This window comes from Pseudomonas sp. GL-RE-29 (assembly GCF_019947275.1).
In the GTDB taxonomy this organism is placed as follows: Bacteria; Pseudomonadota; Gammaproteobacteria; order Pseudomonadales; family Pseudomonadaceae; genus Aquipseudomonas; species Aquipseudomonas fluorescens_A.
Genome location: NZ_JAGYGD010000004.1, coordinates 34,998 through 52,543, shown reverse-complemented (window position 1 = coordinate 52,543; position 17,546 = coordinate 34,998). Strand labels below are relative to the sequence as shown.

Genomic DNA, 17,546 nt, shown 5'->3' with positions numbered 1-17,546 from the left:
GCTCACAATCTGGCACGCAAGCGGTGCCTTGGGCTGATCGTCGTGAGAGGAATCAGTGGGTGTGCTCGTCAGTAGCCTTGAAAGGCTCGTCAGAAAAGACGTGCACCGCTGGCAAAAGAGCCAGGTCTGACGTAGTGAAGCAGATTTGTCTCGGTCGCATCTGCGGCTTCGACGGTGAAGCATCAAGCGTTTTACGCAAATGCCATTAGCCCGGCTGAGGGCCGGGCTTGGCAGAAGCTTGCTACGATCGTCTGTGTATTAGTACAGACGAACGGCGCGGCGCTGTTCGCGCTGAACTTTCTTGGCGTGACGCTTAACAGCGGCTGCTGCTTTGCGCTTACGCTCAGAAGTTGGCTTCTCGTAAAATTCGCGGCTACGAACTTCAGCCAGTACACCGGCTTTTTCGCAGGAGCGCTTGAAACGACGCAGAGCTACGTCGAAGGGTTCGTTCTCTTTTACTTTGACGGCTGGCATCCAGAGCTACCTTCATTCATTACCGGGGTCAACATCCTCGCGGCAAAAGAGCACTTGAAGACGTCGGTTTTTAAGGGTTGCGGATGTTAACCCCTCATCGCACGGAATGCAAAGCCTCTGATCGAAAACCGCTGGTCGGGGCATCACGCGGCGACTATTATGCGCGCCTTCGAATTCAGCCTAAACAAGGCGCAAACCCATGCTAGTACTGGGATTAGAAACCTCCTGCGACGAAACCGGTGTCGCATTATATGACAGTGAGCGCGGCCTGCTGGCCGACGCGCTGTTCAGTCAGATCGACCTGCACCGCGCCTATGGTGGCGTAGTGCCCGAGCTGGCCTCCCGTGACCACGTCAAACGCATGCTGCCCTTGATTCGTCAGGTGTTGGCCGAAGCCGACTGTGTGCCGACCGAGATCGACGCCATCGCTTACACCGCGGGTCCTGGCCTGGTGGGTGCGTTGCTGGTGGGTGCTTCCTGCGCTCAGGCGCTGGCCTTTGCCTGGGGTATTCCGGCCCTCGGTGTGCACCACATGGAAGGTCACTTGCTGGCACCGATGCTGGAGTCGCAACCACCTGAATTCCCGTTCGTCGCTTTGTTGGTCTCGGGCGGCCATACGCAGTTGGTTCAGGTCGACGGAATCGGTCAATACACCTTGCTGGGCGAGACGCTGGACGACGCCGCAGGCGAAGCGTTCGACAAAACCGCGAAGATGATGGGCCTCAATTATCCCGGCGGTCCGGAAATCGCGCGCCTGGCGGAGCAAGGGGTTGCAGGACGTTTCCTCTTCCCGCGTCCGATGTGCGACCGCCCAGGCCTGGATTTCAGCTTCAGCGGCTTGAAAACCTTCGCCTTGAACACCTGGCAGCAGTGCGTGAGCGCCGGGGACGAAAGCGAGCAAGCCCGTTGCGACATCTCGCTGGCGTTCCAGCAGGCCGTGGTGGAGACTTTGACCATCAAGTGCAAGCGTGCCCTGAAAGCGGCTGGCATGAAGCGCCTGGTGATCGCTGGCGGCGTCAGTGCCAACAAGGCGCTGCGTACATCGCTGGAAAAAATGCTCGGTGACATGAAGGGCGATGTTTTTTATGCCCGTCCACAGTTCTGCACCGACAACGGCGCAATGATTGCCTTCGCCGGTTGCCAGCGTTTGCAGGCGGGTCAGCAGGAAAGTCTGGCGATCAGTGTTCAGGCACGTTGGCCGATGGAGCAGTTGTCGGCACTGTGATGAGCGGCGCTCATGTCCGGCATTTAGAAATGCCGTTCGCGCCCCGCAAACAGGTCGCGTAGATTGCCGCGATGACGCCAGACGATCATCCCGGTGAGCGCGCTCATGGGCAGTAGCGCCGCCGGTTCTTGCCAGGCCAGCAATGGCAGGGTGAGGGGAGTGGCGATCAGCGCGGCCAGCGAGCTGGTGCGGGTCAGGTAGAACGTCAGCACCCAGGCGCAAACCGCCAACAGTGCGGCGGGCGGGTAAAGGCCCAGTAACATCCCGGCAGAGGTGGCAACGCCTTTGCCCCCGCGAAAGCGGAAGTACAGTGGGAACAGGTGGCCGATGACGGCGCAGACGCCGATCCAGGCCTGATCTTGCAGCGAAAGTCCGGCAATACCGGCGATCAGCACAGGCAACAGACCTTTGCAGAGGTCGCCGAGCAAGGTCAGGATGGCGAGCTTTTTGCCGGCCAGACGAAACATATTGGTGGCGCCGGCATTGCCCGAGCCACTCATTCGCGGATCGGGGTTTCCGGTCAGGCGGCTGAGCAAAATGGCGAAGGACAGAGAGCCGAGCAGGTAGGCGAGGATCGCCAGTAACCAAAACATGCTAACTATTCCGGGCGAGGACGCCCTGATTCTAACGGCGCATTGCGCCCTTGTCGTGTAGCGGAGAAAAGTGCTTGGACAGAGTGTTTATCGAGGGCCTGGAAGTCGACACCGTAATTGGTGCCTACGACTGGGAGCGAGGCATCCGACAGTGCTTGCGTCTTGATCTGAGTTTCGCCTGGGATAATCGTCCGGCCGCCGCCGGTGACGACCTGACCCTGGCGCTCGATTACGCGAGCGTTTCGTCGCGCATCCAGGCCTTTGCCGAGCAGGCCCAGTACCAATTGGTCGAGACTTTTGCCGAGCGTCTGGTGGAAGTACTGATGAGCGAATTCAAAATCACCTGGATGCGCCTCAAACTGACCAAACCAGGTGCAGTGCCTGCCGCTACCGGTGGCGTGGGCGTGGAGATCGAGCGCGGATGTCGCTGACTCAGGTGTATCTCGGGCTCGGTAGCAATATCGAGCGCGAAGCCCATTTGCACGCCGGCCTGGATGCCTTGGCGGGTTTTCTGGTGGACATCCGTTGCTCGGCGGTCTTCGAAAGTCAGCCGGTGGGGATCAAGAGCGGGCCGTTCTTCAATTTCGTGGTGTCGGCCTATACCGACCTGCCGCTGATAGAACTGGACCGCCGACTGAAATTCATCGAGGCCGATAACGGTCGTTATGCGCCGGACCGCAAAGGGCTGCCGCTGGACATTGATGTGTTGCTGTTCGGTGACCTGGTGGGCAACTTCGATGGCTTGATTCTGCCGCGTGCGGAAATTCTGAAAAATGCGTTTGTGTTGTGGCCATTGTCGCTGATTGCGCCGGATCGGGTGCATCCGGGCGTAGGCAAAAGCTTCGCGACGTTGTGGCGTGAAGCGCAAATTGATCAGGTGTTGGCGCCGGTGGCGTTTGAGTGGCGCGGGGATCAGCTGACGCCTTCGAGTTTGTTGTAAGGCAAAAAGATCGCAGCCTTCGACAGCTCCTACAGAGAAACACATATTCCTGTGTAGGAACTGCCGAAGGCTGCGATCTTTTGATTCTGCTTACACGCTTTCCTTGTAAACCTTCAACGCCTTGAGTCGCTCACGCTTGATCGCCTCACCCAGCTCCGGCCCTTTGAATCCCTTCTCAAGCAACGGCTGAACCGCCACGCTACGCGCCGCGTTTGCCGCGCCACGCAGATAATCCGCCTGTGGGTAACTTCTCTCCTCCAGTCCCTTGCGCCCGCGCGCGTCCATCTCGCACGCCGCGATGAATTCCTCGAACCGTTGCGGTCTGCGGTAGACGTCGAAACTTTGCAGCAACTCCAGCAAGGTCGAAGGCTTCAGCTCCAGGGCGCGATGGCCGTGGGTGTGATATTCGCCCACCAGCAGCGCCAGTTCCTGGCAATCTCTCGGCGCCTTGAAACGTTCGTTGACTGCTTTGATCAGCTTCAGTCCCTTGAACTCATGAGCAATATGCCGAGGCCATTCTTCCTCCGGCGTCAGGCCTTTACCCAAGTCATGCAGCAGGCAGGCCCAGCGCACAGTCAGCGGTTGTTTGTGTCGGGCGGCTTGCTCCAGCACGCTCAGAGTATGCACACCGGTGTCGATTTCCGGGTGATGAGCTTCCGGTTGCGGCACGCCGAAAAGTGCATCGACTTCAGGAATCAACACGTTCAGAGCTCCGCACGCGCGCAGCACTTCAATGAATACCTGTGGTTGCTCTTCCATCAAGGCGCGGGAAATTTCTTTCCAGCTTCGTTCCGCCGTCAGCGCTTCCAGTTCACCGGATTCACTGAGTTGACGCATCAACTCCAGGGTCTCCGGGGCGACGGTGAAGCCAAGCCCGGCATAACGTGCTGCAAATCTCGCCACACGCAGCACCCTGAGAGGATCTTCAGCGAACGCGGGAGAAACGTGTCGGAGTAAGCGTGCTTCCAGATCGCTCTGGCCGTGGTAGGGGTCGGTCAAATTCTGCTGATCATCCTCAGCCATGGCATTGATCGTCAGGTCACGGCGGATCAGGTCTTCTTCTAGGGTGACTTCGGGGCTGGCGTGGAAAGTGAATCCACCATAACCGCGTCCACTTTTGCGCTCGGTACGGGCGAGGGCGTATTCCTCACCGCTTTTGGGATGAAGAAATACCGGGAAGTCCGCGCCCACCGGGCGAAAACCCTTGGCAAGCATTTCCTCGGTGGTGGCGCCAACGACGACCCAGTCGATGTCGGTAACCGGTTTGCCCAGCAGGCGATCGCGAACCGCCCCGCCAACTTTATAGATCCGCATAAAAAACCTCCGTTAGCTCGACAGGATAACCGTTGCGTCAAGCTTTCGGAGGCACAAAACAGGATCAAAGATGAATGACGGCGAGGTCCAGCCGGCCGTAATCACCTTCGCTGTGCTCGCTCCTGGGCGGCACGTGGTGGGTTTTCATCACCTGGTCCCCTTGCAGGGTCTCCAGATGAATGTCGAAGCCCCAGAGGCGGTGCAAGTGCTTGAGCACCTCCTCGGTGGACTCGCCCAATGGTTTGCGGTCGTGTTGCTGGTGGCGCAGGGTCAGGGAGCGGTCGCCGCGCCGGTCGATGCTGTAGATCTGTATGTTGGGTTCGCGATTGCCCAGGTTGTATTGGGCCGCCAGGGTTTCACGAATGATGCGATAACCGTCTTCGTCATGGATCGCCGGTACAAGCAGGTCGTCTTTCTGATCGTCATCGAGGATGCTGAACAGCTTCAGGTCGCGAATCACCTTGGGTGACAGATATTGCAGGATGAAGCTCTCATCCTTGAAGCTGCTCATGGCGAACTTGATACTCGACAGCCAGTCGCTGCCCGCCAGTTCCGGGAACCAGCGACGGTCTTCGTCGGTAGGTTCTTCGCACATGCGCCGGATATCGCGGTACATGGCAAAACCCAACGTATAGGGGTTGATGCCGCTGTAGTAAGGGCTGTCGAAACCAGGCTGGAATACCACGCTGGTGTGGGAGGTCAGGAACTCCATCATGAAACCGTCGGTGACCAGGCCTTCGTCGTAGAGGTCGTTCATCAGGGTGTAGTGCCAGAACGTTGCCCAGCCCTCGTTCATCACCTGGGTCTGGCGTTGTGGATAAAAATACTGGGCGATCTTGCGCACGATCCGCACGATTTCCCGTTGCCACGGCTCCAGAAGCGGGGCATGTTTTTCGATGAAATACAGAATGTTTTCCTGGGGCTCGGCGGGGAAGCGTGCAGTGTCCTTGTCGCTGTATTTATCCGCGCCCTTTGGAATAGTGCGCCACAGATCATTGATCTGCTTCTGCAAATGTTCCTCCCGATCCTTTTGCCGACGACGCTCCTCTTCGGCGGAAATCGGATACGGGCGTTTGTAGCGATCGACCCCGTAGTTCATCAAGGCATGGCAGGAATCGAGCAGATCCTCCACGGCATCAATCCCATGGCGCTCTTCGCACTGCATGATGTACTGCTTGGCAAACACCAGGTAATCGATGATTGAACTGGCGTCAGTCCAGGTGCGGAACAGGTAATTGCCTTTGAAAAAGCTGTTGTGCCCATAGCAGGCATGCGCCACGACCAGCGCCTGCATGCAGATGGTGTTTTCTTCCATCAAATAGGCGATGCACGGGTCCGAGTTGATCACGATTTCGTAGGCCAGGCCCATCTGCCCGCGGCTGTAGGATTTCTCGGTGCTGAGGAAGTGTTTGCCGTAGGACCAATGGTGATAGCCCAGCGGCATGCCGACAGAGGCGTAGGCGTCCATCATCTGCTCGGCGGTGATCACTTCGATCTGGTTGGGATACGTGTCGAGTGCGTAACGGGCCGCCAGACGACTTATTTCCTTGTCGTACGCCTGGATCAACTCGAACGTCCATTCGGAGCCGGTGGAAATGGGTTGGCGCTTCTGCTCTTTGGCGGTCATGTCACTAACCTGCGCTGGAAGAGTTCACGGAAGACCGGATAGATATCCCCGGCCGAGACCAGTTGTTGCTGGGCAAAAGTGTCAGAAAAGGCTTCGGCTATGCGCTCGTACTCGAACCACAGGGCCTGATGTTCGCGCGGGGTAATCTCAACGTAAGTGTAGTACTGCACGAACGGCATGATCTGGTTGATCAGGATGTCACGGCAAATTGGCGAGTCGTCGTTCCAGTTGTCGCCGTCGGAAGCCTGGGCGGCGTAGATGTTCCACTCGTTGCTCGGATAGCGCTCGGCCATGATCTCCTGCATCAGTTTCAAGGCGCTGGAGACGATGGTCCCGCCGGTTTCGCGGGAATAGAAAAACTCTTCCTCATCCACTTCGCGGGCACTGGTGTGGTGGCGAATGAACACGACGTCAATCTTGTCGTAGTTACGCTTGAGGAACAGGTACAGCAGGATAAAGAAGCGCTTGGCGATGTCCTTGGTCGCCTGGGTCATGGAGCCGGAGACGTCCATCAGGCAAAACATGACGGCTTTCGAGCTTGGGTTGGGTTGTTTGATCAGCAGGTTGTACTTGAGGTCGAAGGTGTCGAGAAACGGCACGCGGTGAATCCGCGCACTGAGTTTTTCGATTTCCGCTTCGAGATCCTGAATATCGCCGAAGTTGTCAGGTTCTTCCTGCTTCAGTCGCAGGAGTTCTTCCTTGGCTTCGCGTAGTTTCGCCCGGCTGCTGCCGGACAGGGCGATGCGCCGTGCGTGGGCCGAGCGCAGGGTGCGGATGATGTTGATCCGCGACGGGTTGCCCTCGTTGCTGATCCCGGCACGAACGGTCTTGAAGGTATCGGTACCGGTCAGGTTGCGCTTGACCAGGTTCGGCAGCTCAAGATCCTCGAACATGAACTCGAGGAATTCCTCCTGGGTGATCTGGAAGACGAATTCGTCCATCCCTTCGCCCGAGTTGCCGGCCTTGCCAGGCCCTCTGCCGCCGCCGCCACCCGGCGGACGGGCAATGTGCTCGCCGCTGGTGAATTCCTTGTTGCCTGGATGCACGACGGTCTGCTTGCCACCGCGCCCGTGGTGGAGCACCGGCTCGTCGATGTCGCGACCGGGAATGCTGATTTGCTCGCCGTGTTCCATATCCGTAATGGAGCGCCGGCTGACCGCCTCTTCGACGGCTTTTTTGATGTGATCACGGTAACGCCGCAGAAACCGCTGACGGTTCACCGTGCTCTTGTTCTTGCCATTGAGACGTCGGTCGATCACATAGCTCATAGGCCCTCCGGGGAGCTTCGAGTCATAAGCTTCAAGCTGCAAGACAGAAGCTTCAGAAACAAGCGGCGCGCGACATATGGCCACAATTACGCAAACAACGCGTTTTCGCAGGTGTCGTGTCGTTAGCCGCTTGCAGCTCCCTTACTGGGACTTTCTGACCCTCAAGTACCACTCGGACAGCAGTCGTACCTGTTTGTCGGTGTAACCGCGTTCGACCATTCGTGTGACAAAGTCGTTGTGCTTCTGCTGGTCCTCTTTGCTGGCCTTGGCATTGAAGCTGATGACCGGCAGCAGATCCTCGGTGTTGGAGAACATTTTCTTCTCGATAACCACCCGCAGTTTTTCGTAGCTGAGCCAGGTTGGGTTCTTGCCATTGTTGTTGGCCCGGGCGCGCAGTACGAAGTTGACGATTTCGTTGCGGAAATCCTTCGGATTGCTGATGCCGGCCGGTTTTTCGATTTTCTCCAGTTCCTCGTTAAGCGCTACGCGGTTGAGGATTTCGCCGGTTTCCGGGTCGCGGTATTCCTGGTCCTGGATCCAGAAGTCGGCGTACAGCACGTAACGATCGAAGATGTTCTGGCCGTACTCGCTGTAAGACTCGAGGTAGGCGGTCTGGATCTCCTTGCCGATGAATTCGATATAACGCGGCGCCAGGTATTCCTTGAGGAAGCGCAGATAACGCTCGCGAGTTTCCGCCTGGAACTGTTCCTGTTCGATCTGTTGTTCCAGCACGTAGAGCAAGTGCACCGGGTTGGCAGCAATTTCGTGGGGATCGAAGTTGAAGACCTTGGACAGGATCTTGAACGCAAAGCGGGTCGACAGACCGTTCATGCCTTCGTCGACACCGGCGTTGTCGCGGTATTCCTGGATCGACTTGGCCTTCGGATCGGTGTCCTTGAGGTTTTCGCCGTCATACACGCGCATCTTGGAGTAGATGTTGGAGTTTTCCGGCTCTTTGAGACGTGAGAGCACGGTGAACTGGGCCAGCATCTTCAAGGTGTCGGGCGCGCAATGGGCCTTGGCCAGCGAGCTGTTGAACAGCAGCTTGTCGTAGATCTTCACTTCGTCGCTGACCCGCAGGCAGTACGGCACTTTGACGATGTAGATCCGGTCGATGAAGGCTTCGTTGTTTTTGTTGTTGCGGAAGGTGTGCCACTCCGATTCGTTGGAGTGGGCCAGCAGGATCCCGGTAAACGGAATCGCGCCGAGACCTTCGGTACTGTTGTAGTTGCCTTCCTGGGTGGCTGTCAGCAATGGGTGCAGCACCTTGATCGGCGCCTTGAACATTTCGACGAATTCCATCAAGCCCTGGTTGGCCCGGCACAGTGCGCCCGAGTAGCTGTAGGCGTCGGCGTCGTTTTGCGGGAATTCTTCCAGTTTGCGGATATCGACCTTGCCCACCAGTGCCGAGATGTCCTGGTTGTTTTCATCGCCCGGTTCGGTTTTGGCCACGGCGATCTGGTTGAGGATCGACGGATAGAGTTTCACCACGCGGAACTGGCTGATATCGCCGCCGAACTCGGCCAGGCGCTTGGTGGCCCATGGCGACATGATGGTGTTGAGGTAGCGCCGTGGAATGCCGAAATCTTCCTCGAGAATCGCGCCATCTTCAGTGGCGTTGAACAGACCCAGAGGCGATTCGAAAACCGGCGAGCCCTTGATCGCGTAGAAGGGCACTTTTTCGATCAGCTGTTTCAGCTTCTCGGCCAGGGACGATTTGCCGCCACCGACGGGGCCGAGCAGGTAAAGGATTTGTTTCTTCTCTTCCAGGCCCTGAGCGGCATGGCGGAAATACGACACGATCTGGTCGATGCATTCTTCCATCCCGTGGAAGTCTTCAAAGGCCGGATAGCGGCGGATCACCTTGTTGGAGAAGATTCGCGACAGCCTCGAGTTGGTCGAGGTGTCCAGCAGCTCCGGTTCACCGATGGCCAGGAGCAGACGCTCGGCGGCGGAAACGTAGGCGCTGCGGTCCTTTTTGCACAGCTCAAGATACTCTTGCAGCGAGAGTTCTTCCTGGCGTGTGGACTCGAAGCGTTGTTGGAAGTGGCTAAAGATACTCATGACGTCACCTCGCTCGATACGTGGAGCCGACGCCGGATCACTCAGTCGATGCTGGCAGCAACCGAACAGGCAGTTGCTGTTTACCCCCCAGAAACCTTTCGAAGCTGACGACTCCGAAAGCTACTCCCGATGACCCGCGCGCCGGTGTACCGGCTCTCCCCTGTTTTGGATGGCCTGCGCTTAAGGATAGTTGGGAATTCGGGAGGTAAAGGCGAGATACGTAATTAGTTGTGGCAGACCGTTCGTCTGCCACCGCGCTAGCCCGCGGGAGCCGGGGCCTTGCGCATGACAAAAAAATTATTCGGAGGTGCCTTGCGCCGTTTCCGAAGGATAAGTCGTACGCCACAGTTCGAAACCGCCATCCATGCTGTAGACGTCGGAGAAGCCCTGGCTGATCAGGTAGGCGGCTGCGCCCTGGCTGGAGTTGCCGTGGTAGCAGACCACCACGGTCGGAGCATCAAGGTCGGCACCCTGGATGAAGGCGTGCAGAGAGTGGTTGTCCAGATGCTTCGAGCCGCTGATGTGCAGCGCCGCAAAGGTCGCAGGATCGCGGACGTCGACCACCACTGCGCCTTGTTCGCGCAGGGCCTGGGCCTGTTCCGGGGGGATACGTTTGAATTCGCTCATGGCGGGCTCCTGTGGCTCGGCTGAAAGCGCAGTCTAGCGCGGGGCGCTGGCTGACGATGGTTCGGAATTTTGTGGGGCGACTGGCGGCACGGCAGCATGACCATGTTCGTCGCATTTGCAGGACAGGCGTTCGCCGGTGTCGACATTCATCAGGGTCAGGGCACCGCCCCAGACGCAGCCGGTGTCGAGGGCCGAGATGCCCGGCTCAAGGACTTTGCCTTCAAGCGCTGCCCAGTGACCAAAGATGATCTTCACATCCTTGGTCTTGCGGTCCATGTGCTGGAACCAGGGTTTGTAGCCTGGTGGCGCGGAGTCGAGGCCTTCCTTGCTCTTGAGGTCAAGCTTGCCTTCGGCGGTACAGAAGCGCATGCGCGTGAAGTAGTTGGTGATCACCCGCAGACGTGTCACGCCTTTGAGGTCGCTGTCCCATTTCGCCGGGTCGTTGCCGTACATGCCGTCGAGGAAGGGCGGCAGCAGGTTGTCGTCGCGCAGGGCGGTCTCGACCTCGGCGGCGCACTTCAGGGCTCTGCGCAGGGACCATTGCGGCGGAATGCCCGCGTGTACCAGCGCAACGTTACGTTGCTCGTCGTAGTGCAGGAGTTTTTGCTGACGCAGCCACTCCAGCAGATCGGCGCTATCCGGTGCTTCGATAATCTCGCGCAGGGTATCTGATTTCTTCAGGCGTTCGATGTTCTTTCCGGCCGCCAGCAAGTGCAGGTCGTGGTTGCCCAGTACGCAAACCAGCGATTCGCGGATGCTATAGAGGAAGCGCAGGGTTTCCAGCGACTGCGGGCCACGGTTGACCAGGTCGCCCACCAGCCACAGACGATCCCTTGCCGGGTCGAAGGCGACTTTCTTGAGCAGGCATTGCAATGCGTCAAGGCAGCCTTGCAGGTCACCGACGGCATAGGTTGCCATCAGTGCAAGGCTCCGGGGACCGCCAGGCGGAACGGGGCGATGATGGCATCGAAGTGCTTGCCGTCATCGGCGAGCATCTCGTAGGTACCCTGCATCGTGCCGACTTTGGACGTCATGACAGTGCCACTGCTGTAGGTATGGCTTTCGCCTGGCTCGATCAGCGGTTGCAGGCCAACGACGCCCGCACCGCGAACCTCTTCGACATGCCCGTCGCCATCTGTGATCACCCAATGCCGTGACAACAGCTTGGCGGGTAATTCACCATTGTTGTGCACGGTAATGGTGTACGCGAAGGCAAAGCGGTCGTGTTCGGGTTGCGATTGTTCTGCCAGATAGCGGGTGACGACGCTGACGTCGACCTGATAACGAGGATCGGACATGCAAGAGGCCTTAAAAACGAAGCGGGACGCGGGGCGTAGCTGATGAAGTTCAGTCTAGGCCAAGTATCGGGTAGTAAACCAGACATGGGCGCTGGTGTCCTACCCGATAACGCTTGCGCTCTGTCAGACGTCCGCGGGTTTCTGTAGGGCTTGTTCGCTGAGCTTGTCAGCCAGGCGCACGAACGCTGCCAGATCGAGCTGTTCCGGGCGCAGGCTGCCATCGACGCCGGCGGCTTCGATTTCATCGTTGCTCAGCAGCAACTTGAGGGTGTTGCGCAGGGTCTTGCGACGCTGATTGAACGCTTCGCGTACGACGCGTTCCAGCAACCGGTGATCTTTCGCCGGGTGCGGCAGTACGGCGTGAGGCACCAGGCGGACGATGGCCGAGTCGACTTTCGGCGGCGGGTTGAACGCGCCCGGGCCAACGTTGAACAGATGCTCAACCCGGCAGTGATACTGAACCATGATCGACAACCGACCCCAGTCACCACCGCCAGGCCCCGCTGCCAGACGCTCGACCACTTCCTTTTGCAGCATGAAGTGCATGTCGCGAATCAGGTGCGAGTTGTGCAGGAGGTGGAAAATCAGCGGGGTGGAGATGTTGTACGGCAGGTTGCCGACCACACGCAGGCTGCCAGGCGCGGCGTTCAGGCTGTTGAAGTCGAACTTCAGCGCGTCACCCTGATGCAGGTTGAAGTTGCTCTTGCCGGCGAACTGCTGGTTGAGGATCGGGATCAGGTCCTTGTCCAGTTCCACCACATCGAGTTGCCCACCACTGTTGAGCAGGCCTTGGGTCAGCGCACCCTGGCCAGGACCGATTTCCAGCAAACGGTCTTCGGCCTTGGCATGGATGGAGCGCAGGATGCGGTCGATAACGCCGGCGTCGTGCAGGAAGTTCTGGCCAAAGCGTTTGCGCGCCTTGTGTTGGTAATGCTCGGTCATAAACGGGTCTCGGCCATCTGATAGGCGGTTTCCAGGGCGACTTGCAGGCTGCCGGTGTCGATCTTGCCGCTGCCGGCCAGATCCAGGGCAGTGCCGTGGTCAACCGAAGTGCGGATGATCGGCAAACCGAGGGTCACGTTGACTGCTGCGCCGAAGCCTTTGTATTTCAGCACAGGCAGGCCCTGATCGTGGTACATCGCCAGCACTGCGTCGCAGTGCTCCAGATATTTTGGGGTAAACAGAGTGTCGGCGGGCAGGGGGCCGCGCAGGTCCATGCCCTCGCCGCGCAGGCGCTCTAATGTGGGTTCGATAATGTCGATTTCTTCATGACCCAGGTGTCCGCCTTCACCGGCATGGGGGTTGAGCCCGCACACCAGGATTCGCGGCTGGGCGATGCCGAATTTTTGTTGCAGGTCGGCGTGCAGAATTCGCGTGACCCGCTCCAGACGCTCCGGGGTGATTGCATCGGCAATCTCGCGCAGGGGCAGGTGCGTAGTGACCAGCGCCACGCGTAACCCGCGGGTGGCGAGCATCATCACCACCTGTGCAGTATGGGTCAGGTCAGCGAGAAACTCCGTGTGCCCGGAAAAAGCAATGCCGGATTCATTGATCACACCCTTGTGCACCGGGGCGGTGATCATTCCATCGAAATGCCCATCCAGACAGCCTTGGCCTGCGCGAGTCAGGGTTTCCAGGACGAAAGCGGCATTGGCTTTGTCGAGTTGCCCGGCGACAACCTTGGCATTGAGCGGCGTATCCCAGACATACAGGCTGTTGGCGGGAGCAGGTGCATCCGGCCAATGGTCCGGCGACACGGGCAGCAAGTCGACCACCACACCCAGCTGCGCGGCCCGCTCAACGAGCAGGTCACGGCTGGTAATGGCAATCAGGGGATGTGGCTGGGCTTGCGAGGCGAGCAGCAGGCACAGGTCAGGACCTATGCCGGCCGGTTCGCCGGGTGTCAGCGCGAAACGTTGGGGTTTCACTGCGCTGCCTGGTCGACGCCAGGGAGTTTGATTTCGACGTACGCTTCGTCACGGATCTGACGAAGCCAGGTTTGCAGCTCTTCGTCGTATTTGCGGTTACGCAGTACGGTCATCGCTTGTTGCTCGCGAGCCTGGTTGGTGCTGTCGGTGGCACGACGGCCCAGCACTTCCAGAACGTGCCAGCCGTATTGCGTCTGGAACGGCTTGGACAGCTGACCTTGCGGGGTCTTGGCCATCACTTCGCGGAACTCCGGAACCAATACACTCGGGTCGATCCAGTTCAGATCGCCGCCGTTGAGCGCGGAACCCGGGTCTTCCGAGTAGCTTTTCGCCAGTTCGCCGAAGTCTTCACCCGACTCGATGCGACTGTAGAGCGACTCGGCCAGGGCCTTGGTTTTTGCTTCGTCACGGATCGGGCTTGGTTTGACCAGGATGTGGCGGACATGCACTTCGTCGCGCACCTGGGCTTCACCGCCACGCTTGTCGGTGATCTTCAGGATGATGAAGCCACCTGGCGTACGCATTGGCTGGGTGATATCGCCAACGGCCATGGTGCTCAGCAGGTGATCGAACGGAGGTGGCAGCTGAGCGGCTTTGCGCCAGCCCATGTCGCCGCCTTCCAGTGCGGTTTCGCTGGCGGATTTGGCGAGGGCCAATTGTGCGAAGTCAGCGCCTTGCTTGAGCTGCTGGTAAACCGCGTCAGCCTGCTTGGCGGCACTCTGAATCGCGTCGGAATTGGCGCTTTCCGGAGTAGCAATCATGATGTTGGACAGGCGGAACTCTTGGGACAGCTGCATTTTGCCCATGTCTGAAGCAAGGAAGTTTTTCACTTCCTGCTCGGACACCTGGATGCGCTCTGCCACACGGCGCTGACGCACGCGGCTAATGACCATCTCGCGACGGATCTGGTCACGAGCGTCCTCGTAGGACAGGCCGTCGTGAGTCAGTGCAGCGCGGAACTGCTCGACCGACATGTTATTGCGCTGGGCAATGGTGCCGACAGCCTGGTTCAGTTCTTCATCGGTGATGCGGATGCCGGAACGTTCGCCGATCTGCAGTTGCAGGTTCTCGACGATCAGGCGTTCAAGCACCTGTTGCTCCAGCACGCTGGCCGGCGGCACGGCAGAGCCACGCTTGGCGATGGTCTGCTGAACTTCATGGACGCGTTGGTCCAGTTGGCTCTGCATGACCACGTCGTTGTCGACGATAGCCACCACTTTATCGATGGACTGTACCGCGGCGTTGGCCGCGGTACCCAGGAACAGCGCGCCCAGCAGCAGCGGGCGCAGACAATCAGAAAGCTTGGTCTTCACGTTCACGATAACCTTGGATGCCTTTGTCGAGGAAGCTCTCTACCTTGGCGCCAGTCAGGCCGCCGAGCCCCTTCAGAACGATTTGTAGGAAGATGCCATGGTCGCCTTTTTCGTTTTCCGGTGCTTCCTGACTGAATTCGTCGTAGGAAACCCAATAACGGTTGATCAGGCGAAGTTTCCAGCAGCAGTTGTCGTACTCGAAACCACCGAAGGCTTCCAGGGTTCGGTTGCGGTTGTAGTCGTACTGCCAGCGGCTGATGACGTTCCATTGCGGCACGACCGGCCAAATCACCGAGAAGTCGTGCTGTTCGATTTTGTAGTAGTCCTTCACGTAGCCAGGCTGGCCCGGGGTGCCATAGTCACCGCCGCCCACCTGCCATTTACCCGTGTTCTGGTCGTAACGGATCTGGTCATTACGATAGCGATAGCCGGCGTTGATGACTTTGTTCGGGTTGTCTTCAGGCTGGTAGTGGAACATTGCACTGCCCGAGCGAGGGCTGCGGCTGTCCGGGTCCCAGTTGTAATCGGCGGTGGTACGCCAATCGCGGTTCCAGCGATATTCGTATTCCAGCGCATACGGCGACACATCGGAGTGCGCATCTTCGCGAGTTTTTGCATCGATGCCCGGCAACTGGACTTCGCGATCCTTGAAGTACAAAGCCTGGCCAACGCTGATGCGTTGACGTTCGAAACCATCGTCTTCGATCCAGCGGTTGGTCACGCCCAGCGACAGTTTGTTCTCGTCGCCAACGCGGTCGGAGCCAGAGAAGCGGTTGTCCCGAAACAGCGATGCATAGTTGAAGGTGTATTCGCCGGTGTCGAATACCGGAATATCTACCTGGTCCTTCTCTGGCACGTAGAGGTAGTACAGGCGTGGTTCCAGGGTCTGGCGGTAGTTCTTGCCGAACCATTGAGTATTGCGATCGAAGTACAGACCGCTGTCGATACTGGCAATCGGCACGCCACGGTTCTGGTTGCTGTCGAAGTTGCCGTTGAAGTTCTCCGTCCCGGCTGCGGCGGCAGCTTGGTCTTGAGCCACGATCTGTGTTTTGCCGATGCTGTCCAGATCCAGTTGGTACTGGGTGTACTGATACTTGAGCGTCGGCTTCACGAAGCCGTAAGTCCAGTTGAGCGGCAAGCTGACGGCTGGCGCCAGGTTGAGCCGGTCACCAGTGGCACGGGCCAGACCTTGAACGTTGTTGTCCAGGCGTGGTGAGCCGACAGTGCCGTCGGCATTAACCGGTCCACCGTCTTCATCAATGTAATTACCGGATTGCAAATCCCGGTCAAATCGCACGATTTCAGTGTTGTAGGAAAAATCCAGACCACCCGGATGATACGGCAGAGCACCATCGAAGGTGATTTGCGGCAAACGATCATATGGCGTGATGTTCGACACGGTCGCCAATTGATAAGCCTGGGCATTCACACGGGCGGTGTAGTTGTCGCCGCGATAGGTGACGGCGCCCTGCTGGTTCACATAGTCGGCGCTTTTCACCCCAATCTGATCAGTCTGAAGATCCTGGAAGTAATAAGGGTCGCTGATCTTGGTGTAGTCGACTTGCGTGAAGACCCGTGAGTCCAGACCACCTTTGTGCTGCCAGTTGTACATGTAGCGGGTTTTTTCGGCATCAGTCTGCAAGTCGCGATCATTGCTTTCGTCGTTGAGATACGCTGCGCCGAATTGACCTTCGCTGGACTTGGTCAGGTAACGGAACTCGCCTTCCATCAACAGGCCGTGCTTGCTCATGTACCGCGGATACAACGTGGCATCGTAATTCGGCGCCAGGTTGAAGTAGTACGGGGTGACGAGCAGGAAGCCGGTATCGCTGCCGCTGCCGATGGTCGGCGGAAGGAAGCCGGACTGACGGCGGTCGTCGATCGGGAAGTAGATGTACGGCGTGTACAGGACCGGAATGTCCTTGACCCGCAATGTCACGTTGGTTGCGGTACCGAAGCCGGTGGCCGGGTTCAAGGTGATGTTGTTGCCCTTGAGCTGCCAGGCGTTGCTGTTCGGTTCGCACGTGGTGTACGTACCGTCCTTGAGGCGGATGATCGCGTTTTCGGCACGCTTGGCGTACAGCGCGTTACCGCGAATACGGGACTTGTGCATCACGTATTCGGCGTTATCGACCTTGGCTTCGCCGGTGTCGAGCTGCACGTCGGCGTGGTCGCCGACGATCAGTGCGCCGTTGTCGCGAATACGGACGTTGCCGCTCAGTTCGCCGCGGCTCTCGGCTTGGTACAGGTTGGCTTCGTCGGCTTCGACCTGCATGCTGCCCTGACGCATGACCACGTCACCGGCCAGGGTCGCGACTTGCTCATCCTGCTTATAGCGGGAGGCTTTCGCGCCGATAAAGGTAGGTGCGTCGCTTTTATTCGTCTTGTCATTCATGCCAGGACGAATCGGTTCGATATAGGAACCAGAGCAATAAGGACCGGTTTCGGCCAGTTGCGCTGCGGTAAGCTGTTCGCGCGGAACCCAGTCGAGGTGACTGTAGTCTTCGCTACGCGACTTCATGCCACGGCCCTTGGACTCGGTAACGAGAGCCGGCTTGGCGCCAGTGTCGTCGCTGGAGCCGGTCTCGGATGGAGACTCGCCGGTTGCGCTGACTGCGCTGCCGTCGTGGACTGGGCGCGGTGGCAATGCCGCCGCTGGCGATTTTGGCGCACAGTCCCAGGCACCCGAAGCAGAGACTGAGCAGTCATACTGTTCCGCGGCGACCACGAAGGAAGTGGCTAGAGGTTGCAAGGCCAGCAAACTGCCGGTTACCAACAACGGAAATTTTTTACGAAACGCGGGGGATTTCAATGCCATCTTATTAGTCCGGGCTTCCTGCGTGCCATCTGCCCGCGGTGTGGGCCGCACGCCTCT

The 17,546-nt window shown here is 58.6% G+C and carries 16 protein-coding genes; 3 read left to right on the top strand and 13 right to left on the bottom strand.

Features of this window, described 5'->3' with window-relative positions; all coding sequences use genetic code 11:
• Positions 1-258 precede the first annotated feature (258 nt).
• Positions 259-474, bottom strand: coding sequence for a 30S ribosomal protein S21 (rpsU, locus tag KGB21_RS05055; RefSeq protein ID WP_002551877.1), 216 nt, complete (start codon positions 472-474; stop codon positions 259-261).
• 199 nt (positions 475-673) lie between these two features.
• Here rpsU and tsaD point away from each other — a divergent pair, with 199 nt between their 5' ends.
• Positions 674-1,699, top strand: a complete 1,026-nt coding sequence (gene tsaD, locus KGB21_RS05050) for a tRNA (adenosine(37)-N6)-threonylcarbamoyltransferase complex transferase subunit TsaD (RefSeq protein WP_223504006.1) — start codon at positions 674-676, stop codon at positions 1,697-1,699.
• A 23-nt stretch (positions 1,700-1,722) separates the two neighbouring features.
• Here the strand turns inward: tsaD and plsY are convergent, their stop codons facing one another.
• Positions 1,723-2,292 (bottom strand): glycerol-3-phosphate 1-O-acyltransferase PlsY, encoded by a 570-nt coding sequence (gene plsY, locus KGB21_RS05045; RefSeq protein WP_034147382.1) that lies wholly within the window; start codon positions 2,290-2,292, stop codon positions 1,723-1,725.
• Positions 2,293-2,366: 74 nt separating this feature from the next.
• Here plsY and folB point away from each other — a divergent pair, with 74 nt between their 5' ends.
• A complete protein-coding gene (gene folB, locus KGB21_RS05040; RefSeq protein WP_015097071.1) occupies positions 2,367-2,723 on the top strand; it encodes a dihydroneopterin aldolase in 357 nt (118 codons plus the stop codon).
• Complete coding sequence (gene folK, locus KGB21_RS05035) at positions 2,714-3,232, top strand: 2-amino-4-hydroxy-6-hydroxymethyldihydropteridine diphosphokinase (protein WP_034147381.1); 519 nt, start codon at positions 2,714-2,716, stop codon at positions 3,230-3,232. Before folB ends, folK begins: the two co-directional genes overlap by 10 nt.
• A gap of 90 nt (positions 3,233-3,322) precedes the next feature.
• On the opposite strand, the gene KGB21_RS05030 is transcribed toward folK, so the two are convergent.
• The 11 genes from KGB21_RS05030 to KGB21_RS04980 form a co-directional block, all read right to left on the bottom strand.
• A complete protein-coding gene (locus tag KGB21_RS05030) occupies positions 3,323-4,546 on the bottom strand; it encodes a multifunctional CCA addition/repair protein (RefSeq protein ID WP_034147380.1) in 1,224 nt (407 codons plus the stop codon).
• Between the two features lie 64 nt (positions 4,547-4,610).
• Positions 4,611-6,173, bottom strand: a complete 1,563-nt coding sequence (locus KGB21_RS05025; protein ID WP_034147379.1) for a SpoVR family protein — start codon at positions 6,171-6,173, stop codon at positions 4,611-4,613.
• A complete protein-coding gene (locus KGB21_RS05020; protein ID WP_034147378.1) occupies positions 6,170-7,441 on the bottom strand; it encodes a YeaH/YhbH family protein in 1,272 nt (423 codons plus the stop codon). The genes KGB21_RS05025 and KGB21_RS05020 overlap by 4 nt, the downstream gene beginning before the upstream one ends.
• Before the next feature lie 141 nt (positions 7,442-7,582).
• Positions 7,583-9,505, bottom strand: coding sequence for a PrkA family serine protein kinase (locus KGB21_RS05015; protein WP_008027052.1), 1,923 nt, complete (start codon positions 9,503-9,505; stop codon positions 7,583-7,585).
• 297 nt (positions 9,506-9,802) lie between these two features.
• Entirely contained in the window at positions 9,803-10,132 is a 330-nt protein-coding gene (glpE, locus tag KGB21_RS05010) for a thiosulfate sulfurtransferase GlpE (protein WP_008027054.1), read from the bottom strand.
• Between the two features lie 33 nt (positions 10,133-10,165).
• On the bottom strand, positions 10,166-11,050 hold the full coding sequence (locus tag KGB21_RS05005) for a symmetrical bis(5'-nucleosyl)-tetraphosphatase (protein ID WP_223504005.1): 885 nt from the start codon (positions 11,048-11,050) through the stop codon (positions 10,166-10,168).
• Positions 11,050-11,430: a Co2+/Mg2+ efflux protein ApaG gene (gene apaG / locus KGB21_RS05000; RefSeq protein ID WP_034147376.1), complete on the bottom strand. Its 381-nt coding sequence runs from the start codon at positions 11,428-11,430 to the stop codon at positions 11,050-11,052. Before apaG ends, KGB21_RS05005 begins: the two co-directional genes overlap by 1 nt.
• Before the next feature lie 123 nt (positions 11,431-11,553).
• Positions 11,554-12,372: a 16S rRNA (adenine(1518)-N(6)/adenine(1519)-N(6))-dimethyltransferase RsmA gene (gene rsmA, locus KGB21_RS04995; protein WP_034147375.1), complete on the bottom strand. Its 819-nt coding sequence runs from the start codon at positions 12,370-12,372 to the stop codon at positions 11,554-11,556.
• On the bottom strand, positions 12,369-13,358 hold the full coding sequence (gene pdxA / locus KGB21_RS04990; RefSeq protein WP_034147374.1) for a 4-hydroxythreonine-4-phosphate dehydrogenase PdxA: 990 nt from the start codon (positions 13,356-13,358) through the stop codon (positions 12,369-12,371). Before pdxA ends, rsmA begins: the two co-directional genes overlap by 4 nt.
• Positions 13,355-14,677 (bottom strand): peptidylprolyl isomerase SurA, encoded by a 1,323-nt coding sequence (surA, locus tag KGB21_RS04985; protein WP_172668649.1) that lies wholly within the window; start codon positions 14,675-14,677, stop codon positions 13,355-13,357. The genes pdxA and surA overlap by 4 nt, the downstream gene beginning before the upstream one ends.
• Entirely contained in the window at positions 14,652-17,489 is a 2,838-nt protein-coding gene (locus tag KGB21_RS04980) for an LPS-assembly protein LptD (protein WP_223504003.1), read from the bottom strand. The genes surA and KGB21_RS04980 overlap by 26 nt, the downstream gene beginning before the upstream one ends.
• Between the last annotated feature and the right edge of the window lie 57 nt (positions 17,490-17,546).

Coding starts and splice junctions, on each gene's coding strand:
- KGB21_RS04980 (WP_223504003.1), bottom strand. CDS start 17,489: ATGGCATTGAAATCCCCCGCGTTTCGTAAAAAATTTCCGTTGTTGGTA.
- tsaD (WP_223504006.1), top strand. CDS start 674: ATGCTAGTACTGGGATTAGAAACCTCCTGCGACGAAACCGGTGTCGCA.
- glpE (WP_008027054.1), bottom strand. CDS start 10,132: ATGAGCGAATTCAAACGTATCCCCCCGGAACAGGCCCAGGCCCTGCGC.
- rpsU (WP_002551877.1), bottom strand. CDS start 474: ATGCCAGCCGTCAAAGTAAAAGAGAACGAACCCTTCGACGTAGCTCTG.
- KGB21_RS05030 (WP_034147380.1), bottom strand. CDS start 4,546: ATGCGGATCTATAAAGTTGGCGGGGCGGTTCGCGATCGCCTGCTGGGC.
- apaG (WP_034147376.1), bottom strand. CDS start 11,430: ATGTCCGATCCTCGTTATCAGGTCGACGTCAGCGTCGTCACCCGCTAT.
- rsmA (WP_034147375.1), bottom strand. CDS start 12,372: ATGACCGAGCATTACCAACACAAGGCGCGCAAACGCTTTGGCCAGAAC.
- KGB21_RS05020 (WP_034147378.1), bottom strand. CDS start 7,441: ATGAGCTATGTGATCGACCGACGTCTCAATGGCAAGAACAAGAGCACG.
- KGB21_RS05005 (WP_223504005.1), bottom strand. CDS start 11,050: ATGGCAACCTATGCCGTCGGTGACCTGCAAGGCTGCCTTGACGCATTG.
- plsY (WP_034147382.1), bottom strand. CDS start 2,292: ATGTTTTGGTTACTGGCGATCCTCGCCTACCTGCTCGGCTCTCTGTCC.
- KGB21_RS05015 (WP_008027052.1), bottom strand. CDS start 9,505: ATGAGTATCTTTAGCCACTTCCAACAACGCTTCGAGTCCACACGCCAG.
- KGB21_RS05025 (WP_034147379.1), bottom strand. CDS start 6,173: ATGACCGCCAAAGAGCAGAAGCGCCAACCCATTTCCACCGGCTCCGAA.
- folK (WP_034147381.1), top strand. CDS start 2,714: ATGTCGCTGACTCAGGTGTATCTCGGGCTCGGTAGCAATATCGAGCGC.